This window comes from Paraburkholderia sp. Ac-20347 (assembly GCF_017104805.1).
Classification (GTDB): domain Bacteria; phylum Pseudomonadota; class Gammaproteobacteria; order Burkholderiales; family Burkholderiaceae; genus Paraburkholderia; species Paraburkholderia tropica.
The window spans coordinates 47,864-70,774 of record NZ_JAAGPN010000011.1; the positions used below are offsets into that span (position 1 = coordinate 47,864).

The following is a 22,911-nucleotide window of genomic DNA, read 5'->3' on the forward strand; positions in this document are numbered from 1 at the left end:
CGACGGCGCGCGTCACGGAATCAGCAGCAGCTTGCCGGTCGATCGACGGCTTTCCATATCGTCATGCGCCTGCGCCGCCTGGTCGAGCGGATACACGCCGCCGATCCGTACGTCGATCGCCCCGGCGACGATCCAGTCGAACAACTGCTTCGCGCGCGCCCGCAGCAGAGCAGGCGTGGCGATGTGATCGGCGAATACCGCGTAACCGATCTTGATGCTGCGCGGCAGGCTCATGATGTGCAGCGGGCCTGCGTCGCCGAGCACCGGGCCGTACCAGCAGAACGTGCCGCTGCGACGCAGCGAGGCCATCGACGCGTGAAAGGTCGTGGGACCGGAGCCGTCGTAGACCACGTGCACGCCTTCGCCGCCCGAGAGGCGCACGGCTTCTTCGGCGAAGGCGCCGTCCGCGTCGACGATGACGTGGTCCGCGCCTGCCTCGCGTGCGATCTCCGCCTTCGCTGCGCTCGACACGCGGCCGATCACGGTGCCGCCGCGCAGCTTGATGATCTGCGTGAGCAGCAGGCCGAGGCCGCCCGCGGCCGCGTGCACGAGTGCGATATCGCCGCGCTGCACCGGATAAAAATCGGTTGCGAAGTGGCTGGCTGTGAGGCCCTGCATCATCAGCGCGGCGGCGGTGCGATGGTCGATTTCGTCGGGCACCGGCACGAGCGCGGTGGCTGGAATGACGACGCGTTGCGCGTAGCTGCCCGGTGCATAGACCCACGCGACGCGCTGCCCGGGGCGCACATCCGTGACGTGCTCGCCGACGGCGAGCACGCGGCCCGCGCCTTCGACGCCCAGCGGCTTCGGATCCGGCATCGATTCCCAGAAACCACCGCGACGCACGCCGATATCCATGAAGTTGACGCCCGCAGCATCGACTTCGACGAGCGCTTCGCCCGGACCCGCAACGGGCTCGCGCGCATCGACGAGGCGCAGCTTGTCGATGCCGCCCGGGCCTGCCATGACGATCTGCTTCATGCTCGCGCGCTCCGTGTATGGCGTGGTTTGCGTGGTGTTGTCATCGTGCGTTCCTTGAATGAGGGGCGTGACGCTATTGGAACGCCGCCACGTATCCCGGTTGTTTCCGCCGATGCGTGGAAATGTAAGCGCGTGTTGCTACGCGGCTCGCCGATACAGTGCGCTACAAACCCGCGTCGCCCGACGCGGTTATGCGGCGCTCGGTTGAAGACAAAGCGCACGCGCGAGCGGGGCGGACGCGCGGCGCGTGTCGTCGCGTTCGGCGATACGACGCTCGTCGAGCGTGGTGACAGCCGCCGAAAACACATAGCCCTCGTTGCGCAGCGTCTTGATGTAGCGGGCCATGCGCGCCGTGTCGTTGAGGCGCTGCCGCAAACGGCTCACGAGCAGGTCGATCGAGCGGTCGAACGGATCGGCGCTGCGCCGCTGGGTGAGATTGAGCAACTGGTCGCGCGTGAGCACGCGCTGCGGATGATCGAGAAACACGCGCAGCAGGCGATATTCCGCGCCGCTGAGCGCGACGGGCGTGTCGTGCGGATCGAGCAGGCGACGCGCGGTGGTGTCGAGCCGCCAGTTGCCGAAGCCGAGCGTCGCGGGCCCTTCCTCGGCATGCAGATCGGGCGGCAGCATTCGCGTGCGCCGTAGCACGGCGCGGATGCGCGCGAGCAGCTCGCGCGGCGGGAAGGGCTTGGTCAGATAGTCGTCCGCGCCCATTTCGAGGCCGACGATGCGGTCCATCACGTCGTTGCGTGCGGTGACCATCAGCACCGGCACGAGGCGATGGCGGCTCTCGCGCAGCGCGCGATAAAGCGTGAGTCCGTCTTCGCCAGGCAGGATGAGGTCGAGCAGGATCAGGTCCGGCGGGCTGCGTTCGAGCGCGTCGTGCATCTCGCGCCCGTTGGCGGCGCGCGTGGTCCGCATGCCGTTCTTCTCGAGATAGTTGCCGACCAGTTCGCGCAGGTCGCGGTCGTCGTCGACGATCAGCACATGGTCGATTTTTTCCATGATGGTCATAAGCGACGCGGTGCGTCGCGTCCGGTTTGCGTGGAGCGCCGCTCACGCCTTCGTGCGCGCGACCGTCTGACTCCGATGCAAACAGATTAGCTGCTGTGCGCCGGGTATTCCATCCGGATCTGGATTGAGTCGATAGACGAATAAGGATAGGAGACCCTATACGTCCGTATAGTTGTGGGGAATTCAAATCCCGCTCAAACGCAATTTCAGTCAATTGATAATTCGATGACGCGAGATTTGAATGCGGCAGGGAATTTAAAAAAACTACAAACCGGACATAATCGGGATACATGCGCTGATTTTAATGAGGGTCGGCGTTTCGGAATCGATCGTGCGTCAGAGCAGTCGCACGCTGTCGCGTTGCCGAATCGACTTTTCTCTCATGAACAGGATGATCCAGCATGCCTTCGAATGTTTTCTCACCGATGCGGCGCAGCCTGCTGACCGCCACTGCGGCGGCCGGTGCGCTGTCGCTGTTTCCTGAAGCGATTTACGCCAGCGCGGCCACGCCCGATATTCGTCCGTTCAAGGCGAATATTCCCGATTCCGCACTCGACGATCTGCACCGCCGACTCGCGAATACTCGTTGGCCAGGAAAAGAAACCGTCGCTGACGAATCGCAGGGTGTGAAACTCGCGCGCATGCAGCAACTGGTTCAATATTGGGGCTCGGATTACGACTGGCGTAAAGGCGAAGCGAAGCTCAATGCTTTTCCGATGTTCATCACGGAAATCGACGGGCTCGATATTCAGTTCATTCACGTCCGCTCGCGCCATGCCAATGCACTGCCTTTGATCATGACGCATGGCTGGCCCGGTTCGATTTTCGAATTGATCAAGGCAATTGGTCCGCTGACCGATCCGACCGCGTATGGTGCGAGCGCCGATGACGCCTTCCACGTCGTGGTGCCCTCGCTGCCGGGCTTCGGCTTCTCGGGCAAACCCACGCAGCCCGGCTGGGGCTCGGACCATATCGCGCGCGCATGGGGCGTCCTGATGGCGCGGCTCGGCTACGAGCGCTTCGTTTCGCAGGGCGGCGACTGCGGCTCGGTGATCTCGCAACGCATGGCCATGCAGCACGTGAAGGGCTTGATCGGCATTCATGTGAACATGCCGGCCACGGTGCCGCCCGATATCGCGCGCCATCTCGCGCTGGACGATCCCGCGCCTGCCGGACTTTCGGCGGATGAAAAGCGCGCTTACGAGAAACTGAGCGTGTTCTATCGCGACAATTGCGGCTATTCGGCCATGATGGTGACACGTCCGCAAACCGTCGGCTATGCGCTCGCCGATTCGCCGGTGGGGCAGGCGGCGTGGATGTACGACAAGATTTCGCAATGGACCTATAGCGGCGGCATTCCCGAGCGTTCGCTGACGCGCGATGAAATACTCGACGATATCTCGCTCTACTGGCTGACCAATAGCGCGACGTCGTCGGCGCAAATCTATTGGGAAGATCACTCGAATAATTTCAATGCGGTCGATATCGGCTTGCCCACGGCAATTACGGTATTCCCCGGCGAGATTTATCAGGCGCCGCGCAGTTGGGCGGAGCGCGCCTATCACAACCTCGTGTATTTCAACGTGGTGGACAAGGGCGGCCATTTCGCCGCGTGGGAGGAGCCGCTGCTGTTCGCGCAGGAAGTGCGCGCGGGCTTCCGGCCCATGCGCAAGCTGGCTTGAATGGCGGGCAAAAATGCAGAAAAAAAGCAATGCGGCTGTTGAATGAAGTACCTAATGATCGCGAATAACGGCCGAATTGGCGCGGGAGAGGACGAGCCTATTGGAGCAGCGATTGCCGATTAATCGCTGCCATAGGCATCGAATGGCGGTTATTGGCGAGTGATTGCGTGGACCGGCGAGAGGGCTTTTGTTACCATCGGTTATTCGCCCTTCATAACAATCAACTCGCCTTTCTCGCCAGCGGCCCATTTGCCCACGATGTCCAACTCCCCGCCCGCCCCGCCCTCGACGGACCCGGACAGCACCATCGTCTATATCGTCGACGACGACGCGTTGTTTCGCCGTGCGTTGACCGGGCTGTTGCGCTCGGCCGGGCTGGCGGTGCGGGCGTTCGATTCCACCGAGGCCTTTCTCGCCTCGCCGCGCCCGGCCATGCCGTCGTGCCTGCTGCTCGACGTGCGTCTGCAAGGCCGCAGCGGCCTCGCGTTTCAGGCCGAGCTGAGCGAAGGCGGTCGCGCGCATCTGCCTATTATCTTCATGACCGGCTATGGCGACATCGCCATGTCGGTGAAAGCGATGAAGGCGGGCGCGGTGGACTTTCTCGCGAAGCCGTTTCGCGATCAGGACATCATCGACGCGGTGCTCGCCGCGCTCGAAAAAGACGCGAGCCGTCTCGCTGCCGATCGCGCGCTGCACACATTGCGCGCGAACTGGGACACGCTCACGCCGCGCGAGCGCGAAGTGCTCCAGCACGTTGCGTCCGGTCTCATGAACAAGCAGATCGCCGCGAATATGGGCATTGCCGAAATCACCGCGAAGATTCATCGCGGCCAGGCCATGAAAAAAATGAACGCCCGTTCCGTGGCGGAACTGATGCGCAAGATGGAAGCGCTCGGCATCGCGCATCTGCGTGCGTGAGTTCGCGCGATATCTATACCTAGAGATGATAGCGGCGCGGCACGGCGTCCCGTATTCTGACGCTGCCGCGCGAACGCCTCGTTGCCCGCGCGTTTGTTAACGTCCGTGCGCCTTTGCGGCGCGCGGCTTAGAACAACGATGGGAGAACGACTATGCGTGCGAGTCTGCGTCGCGTCGCCATATCGCCGGATTCGTCGCGATGATGTCGCGTGTGCTCCCGGCGCTGTGGGCGGCGTTGTTCGTGGCGGCGTGCGGTTACGCCGTGTTCGCGATGTACGCCACGCCCGTCTCCGTCGCGCATGAGCCGTATCGCTTCGTTGCGCCGCTGATGCTGCCCGCGCTCGCGGCGCTTGCTTTCGTCACGTTCCAGTATGGCGCGTTGCGCGCGCAACTACGTCGTCATGCTCAGGCGTTCGAAGCCGAAGCGGATGAGGGCGTGGGTCTCGCGCTACCCGAAACCGGCCCCGCGCCGATTGCGCGGCTCGCGCGCGCGGCCAATCGCTGCACGCGTCAACGTGCGGCTCGCCAGGCCGAATTGCTGCATGTGCTGGCCGCTTACGCGCACGATCTGCGCACGCCGCTCACGCGCATGGGCATGCGTTGCGAACTGCTCGACGACGACGCGACGCGCGACGCGCTGCAACGCGATCTCGCCGAAATGGCGGAGCTGGTCGAAGGCAGTCTGTCGTGCGCGCGCATGCAGTGCAGCGCCGACGAACCGATGCGCTCCGTCGATGCGGATGGCCTGCTCGACCTGCTGATCGCCGACTATCGTGACGCGGGCCGCATCGTCACGCTCGACGGTCTGGTGGGGCGTCCTGTCGTTACCTGTCCTCACGCGTTGCGCCGCGTGCTCGTGAACCTGATCGACAATGCGTTGCGTTATGGCGGCGATGTGTGCCTGAGCGTGCGCGTGGAAGCGCGGCGGCTCGTGATTGCCGTGCTCGATACGGGACCGGGCATCGTGCCCGCGCAACTCGAAGCGGTGTTTCTGCCGTGGTATCGCGCGCCCGGCACGGCGTCGGCGACATCGGGTTCGGGATTGGGACTTGCCATCGCACGACGACTGACGCACGCGATGCGCGGCGAACTGCATCTGGAGAATCGCCGCACGGGCGGGCTGGAAGCGCGCCTGACGTTGCCGCTAAGCGCGGCTTGAATGGTCGATTCATGTGCGTGACGTAGGTGAAGTTTGCAACGCGATTCAGGCGCCGGGCAGCGTCACGGTCACGATCGTCGTGCCGCACAAACGCTCGGTGAGTTCGTGATGCGCGGCCCGTGATCCCCACCAGCGCGAACGGCGCGCCTGCGGGCGATGGCCGACGACGACGAGATCGGGATTGAACGCCTGCGTATGGCGCAAGACGACGTCGTTCAAGCGTCCGAAACTCACATAGCCACTCGCGACGATGCCATCGCCGGTCAACTGGCTCACGGCATGATCGAGCGTGCTGCGCGCGAGTTCCTCCAGACGATGAAACGCGAGGTCGCTGAGCAGGCCGCCGCAATGGGCATTGGCGCTCTCGGCATCGACGACGGAAACGACATCCACCTGTGCCGACAACGCCAGCGAGAGTTGCGCGCAGCGTTCGAGCGCGGTCTGCGCTTCGGCGCTGCCGTCGTACACGAGCAGCAATTTCGCAAAGGGAGACATGACGTCGATAACCGTGAATTGAATCGTGCGTTTGAGCGTAAGTGGCGCGAACAAAACAGCCCGCGCGCAATGTTTATTCCGCGCACATGCTTTAAAGCCCGATGTTTTCAGACGCGCGAACGCCGACATATTCCGACATAAATTTCGACCCGCATTGCGCTATAACGATGCGAGCCGAAAGCCGCGAAATGCGCGTCACGGACAAGCACGCGCAATGTGCCGGACAAGGCCCAGGCGAAGGCGATCGATACACTCGTTTGCCATGAATCGCCGCAATCGATGCAATTGATGCAGTCGACGCGCGCGATTCATCGCGAGGTTTCGCCGCCGTGCGAGGCCGCTACTCCTTTCGAAGTTCATCTGGCAAACGATCATGTCCGAGTCCTGCACCGCACTTTCGTCGAATGTTCGCCAACGATTTTTTATCGATGGCGATTGGGTATCGAGTCATTCCGATCAGCGTCACACGATCATTTCTCCGGCGACTGAAACGCCGTTCATGTCCGTGCCGCTCGCGGATGCGATCGACATCGAGCGCGCGGTATCGGCGGCGCGGCGCGCGTTCGATCACGGGCCGTGGCCGCGTCTGTCCGGACCGGAACGCGCCGCCTATCTGAAGCGGCTGACGCAGGCGTTGCGCGCGCGCCTGCCGTTGCTCGCGCAACTCTGGACCGATCAGGTGGGCGCGCCCGCGTCGTTCGCGCAGAAGCTCACGCCGTTCGGTGCGAGCCGTTTCGATTTTTTCGCCGCGCTCGCCGAGCACTATGCCTTCGACGACTGGCGGCCGACGCAGCGCGGACGCGCCTGCGTGCGTCGCGTGCCGGTCGGCGTCGCGGCGCTGATCGCGCCGTGGAATGCGACCTTTCCGATCGTCTCGCAGAAGATCGCCGCGGCGCTGGCGGCCGGTTGCACGATGGTCGTGAAGTCGCCGCCCGAGTGTCCGTTCGACGCGCTGATCATCGCGGAATGCGCGGCGGCCGCGGGCATTCCGCCCGGCGTCCTCAACGTGGTCACGGCGGGACGCGAAGCGGGCGCGCAACTCGTGCAGTCGCGCGATATCGACAAGATCAGCTTCACCGGCAGCGTGGCGACGGGCCAATGGATTCAGCGCGCGGCGACCGACCGGCTCGCGCGCGTGACGCTCGAACTCGGCGGCAAGTCCGCGGCGATCCTGCTCGACGACGTCGATCTGCCCGCCGCGCTGGCGGCGCTCGTGCCGTTCACGATGCCGTTCTCTGGGCAAATCTGTTTCGCACAGACACGCGTGCTCGTGCCGCGTCATCGTCACGATGAAATCGCCGAGGCGTACGCGAGTGTCGTCGCGCGCATGAAGGTGGGCGATCCGCATGACGCGGATACGGCCATCGGTCCCGTGCTCAACGCCGTGCAGCGCGAACGTGTGCGCGGCTATATCGAGCGAGGTATCGCCGAGGGCGCGGCGCTCGTGATGGGCGGCACCGGCAATGCGGGATTCGAGCGCGGCTTTTACGTCGCGCCCACGGTGTTCAGCCGCGTGACGTCGACGATGACGATCGCGCGCGAGGAAATTTTCGGCCCGGTGGTGTCGATCCTGCCGTACGACAGCGTCGATCAGGCGGTCGAGATTGCGAATGACTCGGACTATGGTTTGAGCGGGTCGGTGTTCGGCGCGGATGAAGCGCGTGCATTCGACGTGGCGTGTCGTTTGCGTACCGGCAACGTCGGCATCAACGGCGTGGAGATTGCGCCCAACGTGCCGTTCGGCGGCATGAAGCGTTCGGGCATCGGTCGGGAAGGCGGACGCGAAGGGCTCGAAGCGTACCTCGAAACGCAGGCGATATTCGTCCCGGGCGCAGCATAGCGCCGAAGCGGAATTTGATCATCAGGAAACAAGCCATGAACTTCGAGAAGCACGAGATGACGCTCGACGGCGACCCGCACGCGAGCGAGATCTGGTCGGACGTCATGCTCAACGTTCACGGCTTGCGTTGCGAATTCGATGCACGCCGGCCGGCGATGTCGCGCGTGAAGGGCTGGCGGCTCGGTCGGGTCGGCTTCTCGCTGGCCGATCTCGCGGTGCTGACGCTCTCGCCGGTCGGCACGGAGCGCGCATCGTGGCAAGGCGACTGGCTGTTCGTGAAGCTCGTGACGGCGGGTCATGTTCACGTGCGCAGCCGCGACGCGATCCGGCGTTTCGATGCGGGCAGTCTGTTCGTGATCGATCCCGCGTGGCCGTTCACCGAAGTCTTCGACGAACGCGCGCGCCTGACCGTGCTGCGCATTCCGAAAGCGGCGCTGCGCGAACGCGGCGTGCAGTATTCGACACCCGCGCCCCTGACGGTCGACGCGCGTTGCGCGGATGTGCAGGCGACGCGCGACATTATCCAGTGCATGGCAGCGCAGACCGTCGCGCCCAGCCGCCATACGCAAACCATGATGGGCGAACAATTGATCGAACTGATTCAACACGCCGTACTCGACCCCGAGGCAGGGGCCGCGCGACGCAGTCCCGACGCGCTGATCTGGCAGGCGAAGCGCTTCATCGAGCAGCATATCGGCGATACGGGACTCGACACGGCCGCGATTGCCGGCGCGGTTCACGTCTCGCCGCAGCACCTGCAACGCGTGTTTCGCGCGCAAGGCGGCACGCCGATGCGTTACGTCTGGCAAGCGCGGCTCGCACGCGCCGCGCATCTGCTGCGCAGCGATCCGGCGGCGGGCGTGTCGATTCAGGAGATTGCGTGGCAATGCGGCTTCGCCACGGCCGCGCATTTCAGCCGCCTGTTCAAGCAGCAATACGGCGAGCCGCCTTCGGACTTTCGTCACTCGGGCTCGCCGCTGGCGGTGTGATCGCCGGATTAACTCGCGGTGGCTTCGGGCGGCGTGGATCGCTGGCCGAGCACTTCGTCGTCGCGGCCTTCGGCGATCTGCTTGCCGATCGCTGAAAGTGCGCTGTCGTCGAGCGCGGCGATCAGCGCGTAACTCATGTTGGCGCGCCGCCACGTGAGCACGTTGAGGTTGTCCACGTGCTGACGCGTCATCGCGGTATCGGGCTTGTCGTCCTTCATCACGCAGAGCGCGATCGGCAAACCGGTTTTCGGCAGATAGACGATCTGCACAAGCGGCTTGTTGTTGAAGCGCAGGCGTTGAATGCGTTTGAACGTGAGGCCCGCCGCGCGCAGATCGGGCACGTGTAGCGGCACGCCGTCGTCGCTGTGAATCTGCTCGATGACGCGCGCCGCCACCGCCATGTTGGGCATGTCGCTGGAAACCGTGTCGCGCGTATAGAGGCGCTGATAGTTGACCGCTGCCGCGACCCACGGCATCACGCCGGGCGCGGACGTCGCCACGGCAACAGGACGCGCGCCGTCGCCCGGCAGCCAGCCCGGCGCCACGCTGAGCACGAGCGCGCCACACGCGGCGCACGTGAACGCACCGGCGAGGAACGGCCAGGCAAAGCGCGGCCACGTGAAGCGCGTGCGTTGAGTTTTGCGCGCTTGCGTAGAAGTTCGAGTTGCAGCGTTCGCATGATGTTGCGCGTTGGCCGACGGGTTGCGCTTTAGCGCGCCGATGGGCGTGATGTCGGCCGTCGACGCGAGCGCAACGTCATCCGCGTCGCCATAGATTCCGCCATACGCGCGGCTCAGTTCCGCGACGCGCTGCGCGAGCCGCTCGGGCACGGGCGGCAGCCGCTGATGCGCGAACGCGTGCCGATACCGCAGCGCCGACGCCTGGAAGCAGGCCACGCGCCGCGCGACGTCGGGCGACACGCTCATCGTCTTCTCCACGTTCTCGCGCTCGCGCGGCGTGAGTTCGCCGTCGACGTACGCCATGAGCAGGACGTCATCCATATTCATGCCCCAGGTTCCTCACTATTGGCCACGCTGGTTATGCGCTTTTCTTCTTCTGTCCTTCGATCAGGGCGCCGATCGCCTGGCGAGCCCGGGAAAGCCGGCTCATGATCGTGCCGATCGGCACGCCGAGCACCTCGGCCGCTTCGCTGTAACTGAGTCCTTCCACCGCGACGAGCAGCATCACCACGCGCTGCACTTCGGGCAACTGCTGTACGGCCGCGATGATCTGTCCGTTCATCGCCTGTTCCTCGGGCGTGCGCGCGGACGGGTCCGGCACGGTTTCCAGAAAGCCGTCGTCCCAGTCCATGCCCGAACGGTTGCGCACGTTGCGCGCGCGCAGCTCGTTGATCCACGTGGATTGCACGATCGAGAACATCCAGCTCAGCGGCGCGGTGCCCGGCTGCAACTGATGCGCGCGTTCGAGCCCGCGCACGCACGCGCGCTGCACGAGGTCTTCGGCGTCGTGCTGATCGCCTGAGATGCGCAGCGCGAACGCCCACAAACGCGGCAGCATGGCGGGCAGAAGGGCGGACAGGTCGGCGACGGTCATGAGCTTGACGTCCTGTCGCGAACGGCGCGGCCACGGCTCGTCACGCGCGCGTCGCGCACACGACCGATGCGACGCACGCGCTCGTGCATCGGAGCCGATTCGAGATTCTCGCTGGATTCCATGGGGCGACGCTTGTGTTGGCTGAAATTCGCCTGAATAGAACACCGGCGGGGCGGCCGACATTCCCTCTTTGTTTCAGGGCGGCGAGCGCACGCGCTTTTTCGTGTTCGCGCGCGGCTCGCCTGCTGCTTCAGACGACCGTGATCGTCGTTTCGATGTTGCCGCGCGTGGCCTTCGAGTACGGGCAGGTTTGATGCGCGGCGTGCGCGAGCGCTTGCGCGGTCTCGGCGTCGAGGCCGGGCAGCGAGACATTCAGACGTGCCTGCAGCGAATACGAACCGTCGTTCACGACGAGATCGATTTCGGTATCGACGGCTGCGTCTTTCGGCAGCGCCACTTTGAGCTTGCTCGCGGCGAGACCCATCGCGCCGATGAAGCAGGCCGACCAGCCCGCTGCGAGCAGTTGTTCCGGATTCGTGCCCGGCGCGGACGAGCCGGGCGCGGAGAGCTTGATGTCCAGCCGGCCGTCGCTGCTGCGTGCGGCGCCGTCGCGGCCGCCGGCGGTGTGAGTCTTGCCCGTGTACAGCACTTTTGCAGTGTTTTCCATGATGGTTTCCTGGTGGGTAGTGATTCGGAAGTCGATGACTGAATTGACGACAGAACGCATTAGACCGGCCCAACTTATCTGGCATGTGTCCCGTCATGCGTGAATTGCAAGGCTATGTATCTGCCACGCGGTTTCGACACACTGAGATACATACACGCGATGTGCGCGATCGAATCGACGCCTGAAATCAGGCGTGAAATGCGCAGCAAACTGAAATATGCGAGATACAAACGCGTGCTGAAATGCAAGGCCGTTTATTTAAGGCGCGTTCGTCATCTGGCGATTCGCGTTCAGCTCATGACGCTCATGCAGAACGAACCTCTGGAATTTGCCGACGAACCGGCCGTGCCGAACGTGTCCAACGTTTCGATCGTGCGCAAGCTCGGCGGCACGGAACAACTCTTCTGGTTGCTCGACCGGCACCGTCCGACCCATTTCGTGATGGCCGCGCAGATCGACCGCGTGTTTGTCGCCGATGCGTGGCGCGCGGCGTTGCATGCGGTTCAGCAGCGGCATGTTTTGCTGACGACGCGTATCGTCAGCAACGATCGATCGCCGCTCGCCTTCCATCGCGACGACGATGCGCGTATTCCGCTGCGTGTGATTCGCGGCGATGCGAACGTCAACGCAAACGCGTGGCCAGCACAGGCGGAGCGCGAATTGCGCGAGCCGTTCGACACGTCGGTTGCGCCACTCGTACGCGCGACAGTCGTGCAGGACGAGTGCGCGTCCACGCTGTTGCTCGTCGCGCATCATTCGGTGCTCGACGGCATGGGCGGCGCGTATGTGATCGAAGATCTGCTGCGTGCGCTCGCGGGCGAAACGCTCGATCGCTTGCCCGTGGTGCAGCCGCTCGAAACGCTGCTGCGTGACGCTATCGATCAGTCGGACGCACCGCCCGCGCCCACACCCGCGCCTCAAGCGAAGGTGTTTCGGCCGGTAGGCGCGTCGTCGTTGCGGGTCGATGCGCGGCAACTCGATGCATCGCTCACGCGCGCGCTTGTCGAGCGCGCGCGCAGGGAACGCACGACGGTGCACGGCGCTCTGGCGGCTGCCGTTCACGAAGCGGCGCGGCGCGTGTCGGCGGCATGGCGCGCGCGGCCGCTGCGCACGGTCACGCCCATCGACGTGCGTGCGCAGACCCGCGAAGCGGGCAAGGCGAACGGCGTCTACATCACGCAAACAATCACCGTCGACGATCATCCGCCCGGCGCGGACTTCTGGAATGCTGCGCGCGCGGTCAAGGCGCAACTCGCGCCCGCGCAAGCGCGCGAAAACGTCGTGAAGGAATTGAAGGGCCTCGATGCGGTGATGGCGACGCAACCCTCGGTCGAGCACGCCGCGGGTTTCCTCGGCCATGTGCTCGCATTCGACGTGCTGCTGTCGAATCTCGGCGATGCGCCGATTCCGTCGAACTACGCGGGGCTGAAGCTCGAAGCGTTGTGGGGACCGCTCGTGTCGTCGGGTTTCGCGGACGATCAGGTGATCGGCGTTTGCACGCTCGATGGCGTTCTGCGGATTACGCACGCGAGTTATGGCGCGCTGCCGGAACTGCTCGTGCAGATGGAAGCGGTATTGCGCGACGCCGTCGCGCCGTGAAGGCGGTGACGGCGTCGTGACCACGCTAATCACCATAGTCACGATAGTCACGATGAAGCGCGGCGCGCATCGCGCGCGCCGCTCGACACGCGATCAGGGTGCTTCGTACGTCATCAGCTTGCTGGCGACCGTTTGCACGCCCGCGACTTTCGATGCGGTGTCCTGAGCAATCTGGTCCTGCGATTCGTCGAGGATCGTGCCGGCCAGCACGACCTTGCCGGTGCGCGCCTTCGCGAACACGGCGATGTCGGTGTCGTTCAGCGCCTTCGTGTTGTAGATCGCCTGACGCACCTTCTTGGCCAGCGCCACGTTGGCCGCGTGATCGGCCTTCATTTCGGCGCGGATCTGTTCCTTGGTGAGCGCGGGTGCATCGGCGTTGGTTGCGGTCTGGGCGAGCGCGGCGGAAGAAAGCAGCGCGGCGGCGGCTGCCGTAAGAAGCTTGGAGCGAAGCGTCATGGAATCACCTGTTGACGTTTGGTGGAAGAACGTGGAGCCGGGACGGTGCGTGCAGCGTTGCCCTGGTTGCGAAAAAGCATAGCCCGTGGCCTGACGCGCAGCCATCAGACCTTCGGTGTTCATCCCCTATACGAAAGGAAACTGCAGTGCATACCTCGGGTTATCGGCGGCGCGATTTTGTGGTGCGCAAAGCGGGACGTACGCGAACGTCGGCATGCTTGCACACACGCACGCATACACAGACGCGCGCGCTGTCCCACAGTGTGAGCCGCGTATGAAAATGGAGAGCACCATGAAGTGCGAGATGCACCGTGCGCGTCGCGCGCTCTCGTCAATGCGAAAGCGCCGCGTGCAGTGCGCCAGTCAGATCGCTTACGCTGACCGGTTTGATGAGGAAGGCGCTCGCGCCGAGCGCCAGCGCGCGCTGTTGCAGCTCGGGCATCGGATACGCGGTGATGAAGAGCGTGGGGATGCGCAGTGTCGCGTCGATCAGGCGCGCGAACATGTCCACGCCGCTCATGCCCGGCATCTGCACATCGGAAATAATGCAGGCGGGGCGCGTGTGTTCGACGGCGGCGAGCAACTCCGCGCCGGATTCGAAAGTCACGACTTCGTAATCGAGCGACCTCAAGAGGCTCGACAAGCCCGAGCGGACCGACGCGTCGTCGTCGACCACCCAGATCACTGTTGGCGTACACAAAACTGTCTCTCCCATGGCGTGCCGGAGGGCGGAACGGCTGATCCGTCGCGTGTACGCGGCTCAAGCTTACCTGACGGCGAAAAGCCCCGAAACCATACGGACGTATATGTAGGGTTCACCTCGGTGAGCAGCTATCATTCCAGGCGGGTCACGAGCCGGGTCAAGAGCCCGGACGGGCGCAGATCGGCACGGCAATCATTCGGGCCGGTCGCTCACGCCGGATCGGCGCGATCGGGCGACACGCGGTTGCGATTCCAACATTACAAAATCAATTCAAATCTATTTCATAGGCATTTCTCCGTGCCGTGCCGCGAGGGGTTTCGCCGCGCGGCGCCAGGCATTGCGGTGGAGTGGGATATGGTCCAAATCGATAGCGAACGTGACGAGCGCAGCCTCGCGACGACGAGCGGCGCGACGACGCACGTCCGCGATGTCGCCGCGCCCGACGATGCGATCGCTCAGGAAGAAGCCAAAATCTGCGCGCGCCTCAAAGCATTGCGGCTCGCGCGGCGTATCGATCTGAAAACGCTGGCGGCGTTGTCGGGCTTTACCGAAGAACAATTGCGCAGCATGGAAAGCGGCGTGCGTGCGCCGCCGTTTGCGTCGCTCGCGCGGCTCGGACGCTGCCTTGGCGAAGACCTCAGCTATTTCTTCGTCGACCGTTCGCCCGCGCAGGCGCAGCAAGCCGACCGGCGCATTTCGATCGTGCGTAACGGCGAGCGCAAGCCGGTGGCCAAAGACGACGCCGCGCTCGGTTTCGAATACGCGACGCTCGCGCATCATATGGCGCGCAAGCGCATGGAGCCGCTGTATTTCACGTTTTCCGCGCACGCGCAGCACGATTATTTTTTCGAGCATCCGGGCGAGGAATTCGTATTCGTGCTCGAAGGGCAACTCGATTTCGAAATCGTGATCGATAAAGAAGTGAAGACGATCCGTCTCGAACAGGGCGACAGCTTCTATTTCGATTCGGCGCTGCCGCATCGCTGCTTTGCGGCGGGTGCGGACGCGAGGGCGCTGATGGTGGTGGCGAATCAGGAGGACAAGTCGTGAGCGACATGCAGACCGACGCGGCTTCCGTCTACGTGATCGACGACGACGACCGGCTGCGCGAAGCGCTCAAGAGCCTGCTGGAATCGGTGGGATTTCGCGTGGCCGCGTTTGCATCGACGAGTGCGTTTCGCGCGTATGCGCGAGCCGAGGTGCCGAGCTGCCTGATTCTCGACGTGCGCCTCAAAGGCGAAAGCGGGCTGGAATTCCAGCAGTGGGCGGCGGCGAACGCCCTGCTCATGCCGATCATTTTCATGACCGGTTATGGCGACGTGGAAATGTCGGTGCGCGCGATGAAAAGCGGCGCGGTGAATTTTCTCGCGAAGCCGTTTCGCGAGCAGGACATGATCGAGGCGGTGACCGAGGCGCTGGAGCGCGACGCGGCGCGGCTGAAAGCGCAAACGTTGGCTGGCACGCTGCGCGAGCAGTTCTCGACGCTGACGCCGCGCGAGCGCGACATCGCCGTGCTGGTGGCGGCGGGCAACATGAACAAGGCCACGGCAAGCCAGCTCGCACTCAGCGAAATGACCGTGAAGATTTATCGCGCGCGCGTGATGAAGAAGCTCGCGGCGCGCACGACCGCCGAACTGGTGCGCAAGGTCCGCGCGCTGCAACTCGATGGCGCGGGCGCGAGCCGGATCGAAGGGACGTGGAAAGGCGAAGCGGACGGCGCAACATCGCCGCTGTAAGGAACACGGCTTTCAAGCGCGTAATCAGCCGCGCTTTAGCAAGCGGCATCGTCATAACAAGAAGAGAACACCGGTAACAGAATTGGCCAACCTGCGCTGGCGTCGGGGCGTCGGGGTCAGGCATCGTGCAGAGCTGCATGGGGAACATCGATGGAGAACAACGCATATCACGCCGCGCCGAAGGTCGACGACGCGGTGGTCTACGTGATCGACGACGACGAGTCGATCTGCGCGGCGCTTTCGAGTCTGCTGCGCTCGTCGGGCTTCAGCGTGCGGACCTTCACGCGGATCGAGGAATTTCTTTCGGCGCCGCGACCGGCCGCGCCGAGCTGTCTGCTGCTCGACGTGCGTCTGCGCGGCGAGAGCGGGCTCACGTTTCAGCAGAGCGCGCGCCAGCATCAGGTGGACATGCCGATCATCTTCATGACCGCGCACGGCGATATCGAAATGTCGGTGCGTGCGATGAAGGCGGGCGCGCTCGACTTTCTGACCAAGCCGGTGCGCGACCAGCGCGTGATCGACGCGGTCTCGACCGCCATCGGCCGTCACGCGGCGTGGCTCGAACGCAGCCGCTCCGAGGCCTCGCTGCGCGCGCGTTACGACCTGCTGACGGCGCGCGAGCGCGAGGTGGTGGCGTACGTCGTCGAAGGGCTGCTGAACAAGCAGATCGCCGGTGAGCTGAACCTCAGCGAGATCACCATCAAGATCCATCGCAGTTCGGCAATGCGCAAGCTCGAAGCGCAGTCGGTCGCCGATCTGGTGCGCAAGATGGAAGTCATCAGCGCGGCGGCGCAGGCACGCTTTTGACGGAGACTTTTATGGCCGGACTGGCGCAGCGGCTGACCAGCAACGAGATTCCGGGCTGGGAAGCGACCGGCGCGGCGGAGGTCTATGGACGCGTGATCGGCGCGGAGCTGCTGCAGCGCGACGACGACCAGATGCTCTGGCGCGCCATCGCCGAAGGCTGCGAACAGCCGCTGTTCGTGAAGGTGCCGTCCGCCGCCGGCGACACGCGCGGCCTGCTTGCGTCGTTCGAAAAGGAATACAGCCTGCGCGACGCGATCGATCCGGAATGGGGGCTGTGTCCGCGCGAGCTGTTTCGCAATGGCGGTCAGTTTCTGCTGACGCTCCAGCATTGCGAGGCCACGCCGCTCGACGCCGGAATCGCGAACGCGCGTTCGCTGCGGCAGTTTCTTTCGCTGGCCGTGTCGCTGTCCGCCGCGCTCAAGGGCATGCACGCGCAAGGTCTCGTGCACAACACGCTGAGTCCCGCCAATCTGTTCGCGGGCAGCGATTCGCGCGTGTGGATCACGGGCTTCGGCAATGCGTCGAGCGCCTTCGGCAACGGCGCGGCGTCCGGCGAGGGCGGCGTGGTCGCCATGAGCCGCCTGCCCTATCTCGCGCCCGAACGCACCAGCACGGCGAGCCAGCATGGCGATCCGCGCAGCGATCTTTACGCGCTTGGCGTGCTGCTCTATCAACTGCTGTCCGGACATATGCCTTACGAGGCGCGCGAGCGCGAAGAGTGGGTGTATTCGCATCTCGTCAGCACGCCAAGGCCGCTGCGCAACAGCGTGCCCGACCTGCGCCCGCAGATCGAATTCGTCATCAGCAAGCTGCTCGCGAAGGCCGCCGACGACCGCTATCAAACGGCGGCGGGCGTCGAAGCCGATCTGCAGTTGTGCCTCGAAGAACTCACGCAGGGCGTCGAGATTTCGCCGGCGTCGCTTGGGCGCGGCGACCGGAAATCGCGCGCGGTGTTTCCGGTGCGCACGTATGGACGCCAGCGCGAACTGGAGCAATTGCACGGCGCGCTCGAACGCGTGCGCAAGACCGGCGACGCGATGGCGGTGATCGTGGAAGGCGAGCCGGGCGTCGGCAAGACCTTTTTCATCGACGAATTCAAGCGCAATATCGGCGCGGCGGGCGTGCATTTCACGCTGGGAAAATTCGATCAATACAACGACAGCATTCCCTATGCGGCTTTCGTGCAGGTGCTGCGTGGGCTCGTGCGGCCGCTGCTGCGCAAGACGGGGCCGGAAATCGCGCTCTGGCGCTCGCGTTTCGAGGAGGCGGTCGGCAAGAGCGGGCAACTGATCGTCAATCTGGTGCCGGAGATCGGTGCGATCGTCGGGCCGCAGCCCGCGTGTGCGGCACTGCCGCCGCAGGAAGCCACCAATCGCTTTTTGCTGGTGGTGAAGCGCTTTCTCATGCTGTTCTCGGACAAGCAGCGCCCGCTCGTGCTGTTTCTCGACGATGTGCAGTGGCTCGACTCCGGCACGCTCGAAATCATCGACGGTTTGTCGTCGGATGCGGAGCTGCGCAATCTGCTGCTGGTGCTCGCGCATCGCAGCATCGAACTGGGCCGTTCGCGCGTGGCCAGCGAGCGCCTGAACAGCATCCTGTTCGGCCGCAAGGTGACCGAGCGCATCGGTCTGCGGCCGCTCGCGCTGCCCGACATCGTGAGCCTGATTGCCGAAGCGCTCGACGAAGGGCCGGGCGTGGTCGCGCTGCTGGCTTCGGTGATCTTCGAGAAGAGCGGCGGCAATCCGTTCTTCACGATCGAGTTCCTGCGCGAACTGATTCAGGAGCGCCTGATTGTTTCCGACGTGTTCCGCGTGGGCTGGACGTGGGACCTCGACCGCATTCGCGACAAAGGCTATACGGGCAACGTGGTCGATCTGCTGACGATCCGCCTCACGCGCCTGAACGAAGACACCAAACGCGTGCTGTCGATCTTCGCCTGCCTCGGCGGCACGGCGCGCGTGGGCGCGCTCGCGCGGGTGCTCGGGCTGGAGAGCGGCCAGGTGCTCGCGACGATGCGCGAGGCGGAATCGGCGGGACTCGTCTCGCGCAAGGGCGACGCGTATCGCTTCGTGCACGACCGCGTGCAGGAGGCGTCGTATGCCATGCTCGGCGAGGGCGCGCGCGAAGCGGCGCATGCGCAGATCGGCACGCGTCTGCTCTCGGCCATGCCCGCCGCGCCCGCGACCGCCGACGTGTTCGAGGCCGTCGGTCATCTGAACCGCTCGCAGCGCCGGCTGTCTTCCGCCGAGCGCGCGCGCCTCGCCGAACTCGACGTGATCGCGGGCAACGCCGCGAAGGCCGCCGCCGCGTGGAGTTCGGCGCGCGAGTATTTCGCCCAGGCCGAGAAGCTCATCGTGCAGTTCGGCGTGGGCGGCGCGAATCTCGACGTGTTCAAGCTGCATCTCGATCTCGCGGAGTGCGAGTATTTGACCGGCGATTTTCATCGCGCCATCGACACGGCGCGCACGGCGCGCGGCTATGCCGCGAATCTGCTCGAACGCGCGAGCGCGATGCGCATGGAGATCCGCATTCATCAGGCGGCGGGCGATTACCGGCTGGCGGTGGAAACGACTTTCCATGCGCTCGCGCTGCTCGACGTGGACGTGCGCAATGCAGCGTTCGACGACGCGACCGTGCAGCAGCAACTCGCCGCGTTACGCGCGCAGTGCCGCGCGCGTCCGATGCGCGATCTGCTCACGCGCGGCTGCGTGCAGGACCCGATGCACGAAGCGGTGATCGGGCTCATCATCGATGCGATTCCGAGCGCGTATATCGGCGTGTCGAATCTGTTTCCGATGCTCGTGCTCAAGGCCACCGAGCTGAGTCTCGCGCACGGCAACACGCGTTTGTCGGGCTACGTATACGCCATTTTCGCGCTGCTGCTAGTGGGCAGCGCGCGCGATTTCGATCTCGCGCTGCAGTTCTCGGAACTCTCGCTGGAGGTCAACGAGCGCTATGGCGAGGCGCGTCTGAACGGCACGCTGCTGCATCTGCATGCGGATCACGTGCTGATCTGGCGGCGACCGTTTCGCACCGCGATTCCCGTGCTCAGCCGCGCGATGAGCCAGTGCGTGGAAGCCGGCGATTTCATCTACGCGGGCTATATTGCTTTCGAAGGGATCTGGCTCGCGTACGAGCGCGGCGAGCATCTGAGCGAAGTGATCGCGCTGGGCCGCGAGAATGCGCGCTTCGCGAACGAGCTGCGCAACAAGGCCATCTGCGTCACCATCGAACTCGAATTGATGTTCCTGCTGCGTTTGCAGGGCATCGAGCCGGGCGGCGCGGGCATTACGTCGACGCATCGCGAACTCGTCGAGAGCGTGCGCGAAGCGCAGTTCGGTTGCGGCATTGCGTTCGCCGCGATCATGGAGATGAAGGAAGACTTTCTGCACAACCGTTTCGCGACGGTGCTGGAGCGGGCCAAGGAGATCGAGCCGATGCTGGGCGCGGTCATGGCGATGCCGATCGAAGTCACGTATCACTTCATTCGCGCGCTGTCGATTCTGCGCGTGCTCGACGAGCGCGTGGAAGGCCTGACCGAAAGCGCGCAGGCCGATCTGGTCGGCTCGATGGATCGGCTCAAGGCATGGGCCGAAAGTTCGCCGGAAAACTACGGCAGCCGCCATGCGCTGGTGATGGCCGAATACGCGCGTCTGGTCGGCGATGTCGAGCAGGCCGGTCAGGCGTACGAGCACGCGATTGCGCTCGCGCGTGAGAACGGCCAGCCGCATTGCGAGGCGATCGCGCATGAGTTTTCCGCGCACTTCTATGCGCGGCGCGAATTGCGCTCGCTGGCGCAGGCGTGTCTGCGTTCGGCGCGCGACGCTTACGCGCGTTGGGGCGCCGACGCCAAGGTGCGCAATCTCGAACAGGCGTTCCAGCATCTGCGCGAACCGGCGGTCTCGGTGCGCGGCGCGGCGGCGCAGGTCGCGCCGCTCGGCACGGTCGACGTGGCGGCGATGGTGCAGCTTTCGCAGGCCGTATCGAGCGAGATCGATCTCGACAAACTCGTGCAGGCGTTCATGCGCATCGCCGTGCGCCATAGCGGCGCGCAGCGCGCATTGCTGATCCTCTGGTCGGGCGAGAGTTTTCGCATCGCGGCCGAAGCGGGTTTCGACAAAAGCGGCATCACGGTGCGTGCGAACGATCTCGGCCTGTGCGAAAGCGTGCTGCCGCTCACGGTGGTGCGCCATGTGATGCGCGTGCGCGAGAACGTCGTGATCGAAGACGGCGCGGAGCCGAACGACTTCCGCGACGACCGTTATCTGATCGCGGGACGCTGCCGTTCGCTGTTGTGCCTGCCGCTGTTGCGGCACGGCGAACTTGTCGGCGTGCTGTATATGGAAAACGGCATCACGCCTTATGTGTTCGATGTCGCGCGCGTGAATCTGATGAACATGCTGGCCTCGCAGGCGGCTATTTCGATCGAGAACGCGCGCCTCTATTCGGCGCTCAAGCGCGAGAATATCGAGCGACGTCACACCGAAGAACGGCTGCGGCGCAGCGAGGCGTTTCTGGAGGAAGGCCAGCGCATCAGCAAGACCGGCACGTGGATCTGGAACGCGACGACGGGCGAGATGCTGTGGTCGCGCGAGAACTACGAACTGTGGGGCGTGGAAGTGGCGTGCGCTAGTCCGACGCTCGAAATGTGTCTGGAGCGCGTACAGATCGAGGACCGGCTGCGTTTCAAGGAAGTATTTGCGAACGCGATCTGCGAAGACGGCATGCACAGTTTCGAATTTTCGACGGTGCAGGGCAACGGCGCGGTGCGTCGCTTGCAGGTGATTTTCCGGCCGTGGTCGAGCCGCGAAGGCGGCGAGGTTGGTGCGGGAATCGATACCGCCGATGCGGCGCACACGCCGGGCAACGGCGAAATCGCCGCGCGCGAATATATCGGCTCGACCACCGACGTGACCGAACGGCGCGCCTCCGAAGACGCGTTGCGGCGCAGCGAGATGTATCTCTCGGAAGCGCAGCGCCTGAGCAATATCGGCAGCGTGGGCTGGAACGTGGAGTCGCGCGACATGACGTGTTCCGCGCAGACCTGGCGCATTCTCGAAGTGAGCGAGCCGCGCCAGCCGCATATGGATTTCATGCTGGAGCGCATTCATCCCGACGATGTCGAGCAGGTCCGGCGCGCGTTGCGCGAGGCCGAGGCGCGCGCGTCGATCGTCGAAGTCGAATATCGCGTGTGCGTGGCGCGCGGCGCGATCAAGTATCTGCGCATGGTCGCGCGGCCGGTCGGCAACGCGCAGTCGAAGGCGGTCGAGTACGTGGGCGCGCTCGCGGACATGACCGAGATCCATCAGGCGCAGAACGCGTTGCTGCGCGCGCAGGCGGAACTCACACACGTGACGCGCGTGTCCACGCTCGGCGAGCTGACCGCCTCGATCGCGCACGATCTCAAGCAGCCGCTGATGGCGATCATCACGCACGGCGAGGCGGGCATGCGCTGGCTGAATCGCGCGGTGCCGTCGCTCGACGAGGCGCGCACGAATCTCGCGCGCATCGTCAGCGATGCGGATCGCGCGAGCGAAGTCATCAACCGGCTGCGCGCGCTGGTGCGCAAGGAGCGCTCGAATCGCGCCGCCATCGACATGACGCAGACGGTGGCGGAAGTGGTCGCGCTGGTGCGCCAGGAACTGGAGAAGAACGATATTCGTCTGCGCGTGGAGACGGGCAGCGAGCTGCCGAGAGTGGCCGCCGACAAGATCCAGATTCAGCAGGTCGTGATGAATCTCGTCTTCAACGGCATGCATTCGATCCTGCGTTCGGCGGGCGGCACGCGCGTGCTGCGGATTTCGGCGTGCCTGTCGGGCACGCACGCGGTGCGCGTGTCGGTCAGCGATTCGGGCACCGGCATTCCCGCCGATATCATCGACCGGCTGTTCGAGCCGTTCTTCACGACGAAGTCGGACGGCATGGGCCTCGGGCTCTCGATTTGCCGCTCGATCGTGGACGAGCATCGCGGCACGATCTGGGCTTTCAACAACGAAGACGCCGGCGCGACCTTCTGCTTCGAACTCTCGGCGCTCGAGGCCGCCGCGGTATGAGCCACGCCGACGCGAGCCTCCAGCAACTCGCCGACTATCAGGTCACGCTGCTGCGTGCGGGGCCGATTGCGCTGTATCGCGGCGTCGATCGCGAAGGCCGCCGCCTGCTGTTCGCGGTCGCGCAGGACGAGTTCGCGCAGCGCGCGCAGGTGGCGCAACTCGAGCACGAATATGCGTTGCGCGCGCGTCTGGCCGCGCCGTGGGCCGCGCGTCCGCTCGCGCAGTTGCGCGAGAACGGCCGCTTCGCGCTCGCGCTCG

19 protein-coding genes are annotated in these 22,911 nt (G+C 64.7%); 11 read left to right on the forward strand and 8 right to left on the reverse strand.

Translation table 11 applies throughout. From position 1 onward, the window contains the following. Window positions 1–12: 12 nt before the first annotated feature. Window positions 13–981, reverse strand: a complete 969-nt coding sequence (locus G3N97_RS03875) for a quinone oxidoreductase (RefSeq protein WP_205991991.1) — start codon at window positions 979–981, stop codon at window positions 13–15. A 189-nt stretch (window positions 982–1,170) separates the two neighbouring features. Then, window positions 1,171–1,986 carry a response regulator gene (locus tag G3N97_RS03880; protein ID WP_205992010.1) on the reverse strand — a complete coding sequence of 272 codons (816 nt, stop codon included), beginning with the start codon at window positions 1,984–1,986 and terminating at the stop codon, window positions 1,171–1,173. Between the two features lie 410 nt (window positions 1,987–2,396). Between G3N97_RS03880 and G3N97_RS03885 the strand changes: the two genes are divergently transcribed. The 3 genes from G3N97_RS03885 (at window position 2,397) to G3N97_RS03895 (ending at window position 5,754) form a co-directional block, all read left to right on the forward strand. After that, a complete protein-coding gene (locus G3N97_RS03885) occupies window positions 2,397–3,677 on the forward strand; it encodes an epoxide hydrolase (RefSeq protein WP_205991992.1) in 1,281 nt (426 codons plus the stop codon). Window positions 3,678–3,935: 258 nt separating this feature from the next. Next, a complete protein-coding gene (locus G3N97_RS03890; protein WP_205991993.1) occupies window positions 3,936–4,595 on the forward strand; it encodes a response regulator in 660 nt (219 codons plus the stop codon). A 199-nt stretch (window positions 4,596–4,794) separates the two neighbouring features. After that, entirely contained in the window at window positions 4,795–5,754 is a 960-nt protein-coding gene (locus tag G3N97_RS03895; protein ID WP_205991994.1) for a HAMP domain-containing sensor histidine kinase, read from the forward strand. Window positions 5,755–5,799: 45 nt separating this feature from the next. On the opposite strand, the gene G3N97_RS03900 is transcribed toward G3N97_RS03895, so the two are convergent. After that, window positions 5,800–6,249, reverse strand: a complete 450-nt coding sequence (locus G3N97_RS03900) for a universal stress protein (RefSeq protein WP_241030363.1) — start codon at window positions 6,247–6,249, stop codon at window positions 5,800–5,802. Window positions 6,250–6,622: 373 nt separating this feature from the next. Here G3N97_RS03900 and G3N97_RS03905 point away from each other — a divergent pair, with 373 nt between their 5' ends. Together G3N97_RS03905 and G3N97_RS03910 are read left to right on the forward strand one after the other, a co-directional pair. Next, window positions 6,623–8,089 (forward strand): aldehyde dehydrogenase, encoded by a 1,467-nt coding sequence (locus tag G3N97_RS03905; RefSeq protein ID WP_205991995.1) that lies wholly within the window; start codon window positions 6,623–6,625, stop codon window positions 8,087–8,089. Between the two features lie 35 nt (window positions 8,090–8,124). Further along, complete coding sequence (locus tag G3N97_RS03910) at window positions 8,125–9,078, forward strand: AraC family transcriptional regulator (protein ID WP_205991996.1); 954 nt, start codon at window positions 8,125–8,127, stop codon at window positions 9,076–9,078. Window positions 9,079–9,086: 8 nt separating this feature from the next. On the opposite strand, the gene G3N97_RS03915 is transcribed toward G3N97_RS03910, so the two are convergent. The 3 genes from G3N97_RS03915 to G3N97_RS03925 all read right to left on the reverse strand — a co-directional run bounded on the left by G3N97_RS03915 (window position 9,087) and on the right by G3N97_RS03925 (window position 11,299). Beyond that, window positions 9,087–10,085, reverse strand: a complete 999-nt coding sequence (locus G3N97_RS03915) for a zf-HC2 domain-containing protein (RefSeq protein WP_205991997.1) — start codon at window positions 10,083–10,085, stop codon at window positions 9,087–9,089. 31 nt (window positions 10,086–10,116) lie between these two features. Then, window positions 10,117–10,632, reverse strand: a complete 516-nt coding sequence (locus tag G3N97_RS03920) for an RNA polymerase sigma factor (protein WP_205991998.1) — start codon at window positions 10,630–10,632, stop codon at window positions 10,117–10,119. 250 nt (window positions 10,633–10,882) lie between these two features. Beyond that, entirely contained in the window at window positions 10,883–11,299 is a 417-nt protein-coding gene (locus G3N97_RS03925) for an organic hydroperoxide resistance protein (protein ID WP_205991999.1), read from the reverse strand. A gap of 306 nt (window positions 11,300–11,605) precedes the next feature. Between G3N97_RS03925 and G3N97_RS03930 the strand changes: the two genes are divergently transcribed. Further along, window positions 11,606–12,898 carry a condensation domain-containing protein gene (locus tag G3N97_RS03930; protein WP_205992000.1) on the forward strand — a complete coding sequence of 431 codons (1,293 nt, stop codon included), beginning with the start codon at window positions 11,606–11,608 and terminating at the stop codon, window positions 12,896–12,898. Window positions 12,899–12,991: 93 nt separating this feature from the next. Here G3N97_RS03930 and G3N97_RS03935 read toward each other — a convergent pair whose 3' ends face one another. Both G3N97_RS03935 and G3N97_RS03940 read right to left on the reverse strand, forming a co-directional pair. Then, a complete protein-coding gene (locus tag G3N97_RS03935) occupies window positions 12,992–13,354 on the reverse strand; it encodes a BON domain-containing protein (protein WP_205992001.1) in 363 nt (120 codons plus the stop codon). 331 nt (window positions 13,355–13,685) lie between these two features. Further along, complete coding sequence (locus G3N97_RS03940) at window positions 13,686–14,054, reverse strand: response regulator (protein WP_241030364.1); 369 nt, start codon at window positions 14,052–14,054, stop codon at window positions 13,686–13,688. A gap of 357 nt (window positions 14,055–14,411) precedes the next feature. Here G3N97_RS03940 and G3N97_RS03945 point away from each other — a divergent pair, with 357 nt between their 5' ends. The 5 genes from G3N97_RS03945 to G3N97_RS03965 all read left to right on the forward strand — a co-directional run. Then, window positions 14,412–15,107, forward strand: coding sequence for an XRE family transcriptional regulator (locus G3N97_RS03945; RefSeq protein ID WP_205992003.1), 696 nt, complete (start codon window positions 14,412–14,414; stop codon window positions 15,105–15,107). A 5-nt stretch (window positions 15,108–15,112) separates the two neighbouring features. Beyond that, window positions 15,113–15,793 carry a response regulator gene (locus tag G3N97_RS03950; protein WP_205992012.1) on the forward strand — a complete coding sequence of 227 codons (681 nt, stop codon included), beginning with the start codon at window positions 15,113–15,115 and terminating at the stop codon, window positions 15,791–15,793. Window positions 15,794–15,943: 150 nt separating this feature from the next. Beyond that, complete coding sequence (locus tag G3N97_RS03955; protein WP_205992004.1) at window positions 15,944–16,600, forward strand: response regulator; 657 nt, start codon at window positions 15,944–15,946, stop codon at window positions 16,598–16,600. Between the two features lie 11 nt (window positions 16,601–16,611). Next, window positions 16,612–22,653 (forward strand): trifunctional serine/threonine-protein kinase/ATP-binding protein/sensor histidine kinase, encoded by a 6,042-nt coding sequence (locus G3N97_RS03960; protein WP_205992005.1) that lies wholly within the window; start codon window positions 16,612–16,614, stop codon window positions 22,651–22,653. Beyond that, a partial coding sequence (locus G3N97_RS03965; protein WP_205992006.1) for a hypothetical protein occupies window positions 22,650–22,911 on the forward strand: 262 nt, incomplete at its 3' end. The genes G3N97_RS03960 and G3N97_RS03965, both read left to right, overlap by 4 nt.

Bases quoted from the DNA above. Each gene is read 5' to 3' on its own strand.
- G3N97_RS03915 (WP_205991997.1), bottom strand. From the start codon at position 10,085: ATGAATATGGATGACGTCCTGCTCATGGCGTACGTCGACGGCGAACTC.
- G3N97_RS03955 (WP_205992004.1), top strand. From the start codon at position 15,944: ATGGAGAACAACGCATATCACGCCGCGCCGAAGGTCGACGACGCGGTG.
- G3N97_RS03935 (WP_205992001.1), bottom strand. From the start codon at position 13,354: ATGACGCTTCGCTCCAAGCTTCTTACGGCAGCCGCCGCCGCGCTGCTT.
- G3N97_RS03890 (WP_205991993.1), top strand. From the start codon at position 3,936: ATGTCCAACTCCCCGCCCGCCCCGCCCTCGACGGACCCGGACAGCACC.
- G3N97_RS03880 (WP_205992010.1), bottom strand. From the start codon at position 1,986: ATGGAAAAAATCGACCATGTGCTGATCGTCGACGACGACCGCGACCTG.
- G3N97_RS03945 (WP_205992003.1), top strand. From the start codon at position 14,412: ATGGTCCAAATCGATAGCGAACGTGACGAGCGCAGCCTCGCGACGACG.
- G3N97_RS03950 (WP_205992012.1), top strand. From the start codon at position 15,113: ATGCAGACCGACGCGGCTTCCGTCTACGTGATCGACGACGACGACCGG.
- G3N97_RS03910 (WP_205991996.1), top strand. From the start codon at position 8,125: ATGAACTTCGAGAAGCACGAGATGACGCTCGACGGCGACCCGCACGCG.
- G3N97_RS03875 (WP_205991991.1), bottom strand. From the start codon at position 981: ATGAAGCAGATCGTCATGGCAGGCCCGGGCGGCATCGACAAGCTGCGC.
- G3N97_RS03900 (WP_241030363.1), bottom strand. From the start codon at position 6,249: ATGTCTCCCTTTGCGAAATTGCTGCTCGTGTACGACGGCAGCGCCGAA.
- G3N97_RS03905 (WP_205991995.1), top strand. From the start codon at position 6,623: ATGTCCGAGTCCTGCACCGCACTTTCGTCGAATGTTCGCCAACGATTT.
- G3N97_RS03925 (WP_205991999.1), bottom strand. From the start codon at position 11,299: ATGGAAAACACTGCAAAAGTGCTGTACACGGGCAAGACTCACACCGCC.
- G3N97_RS03960 (WP_205992005.1), top strand. From the start codon at position 16,612: ATGGCCGGACTGGCGCAGCGGCTGACCAGCAACGAGATTCCGGGCTGG.
- G3N97_RS03920 (WP_205991998.1), bottom strand. From the start codon at position 10,632: ATGACCGTCGCCGACCTGTCCGCCCTTCTGCCCGCCATGCTGCCGCGT.
- G3N97_RS03895 (WP_205991994.1), top strand. From the start codon at position 4,795: ATGATGTCGCGTGTGCTCCCGGCGCTGTGGGCGGCGTTGTTCGTGGCG.
- G3N97_RS03885 (WP_205991992.1), top strand. From the start codon at position 2,397: ATGCCTTCGAATGTTTTCTCACCGATGCGGCGCAGCCTGCTGACCGCC.
- G3N97_RS03930 (WP_205992000.1), top strand. From the start codon at position 11,606: ATGCAGAACGAACCTCTGGAATTTGCCGACGAACCGGCCGTGCCGAAC.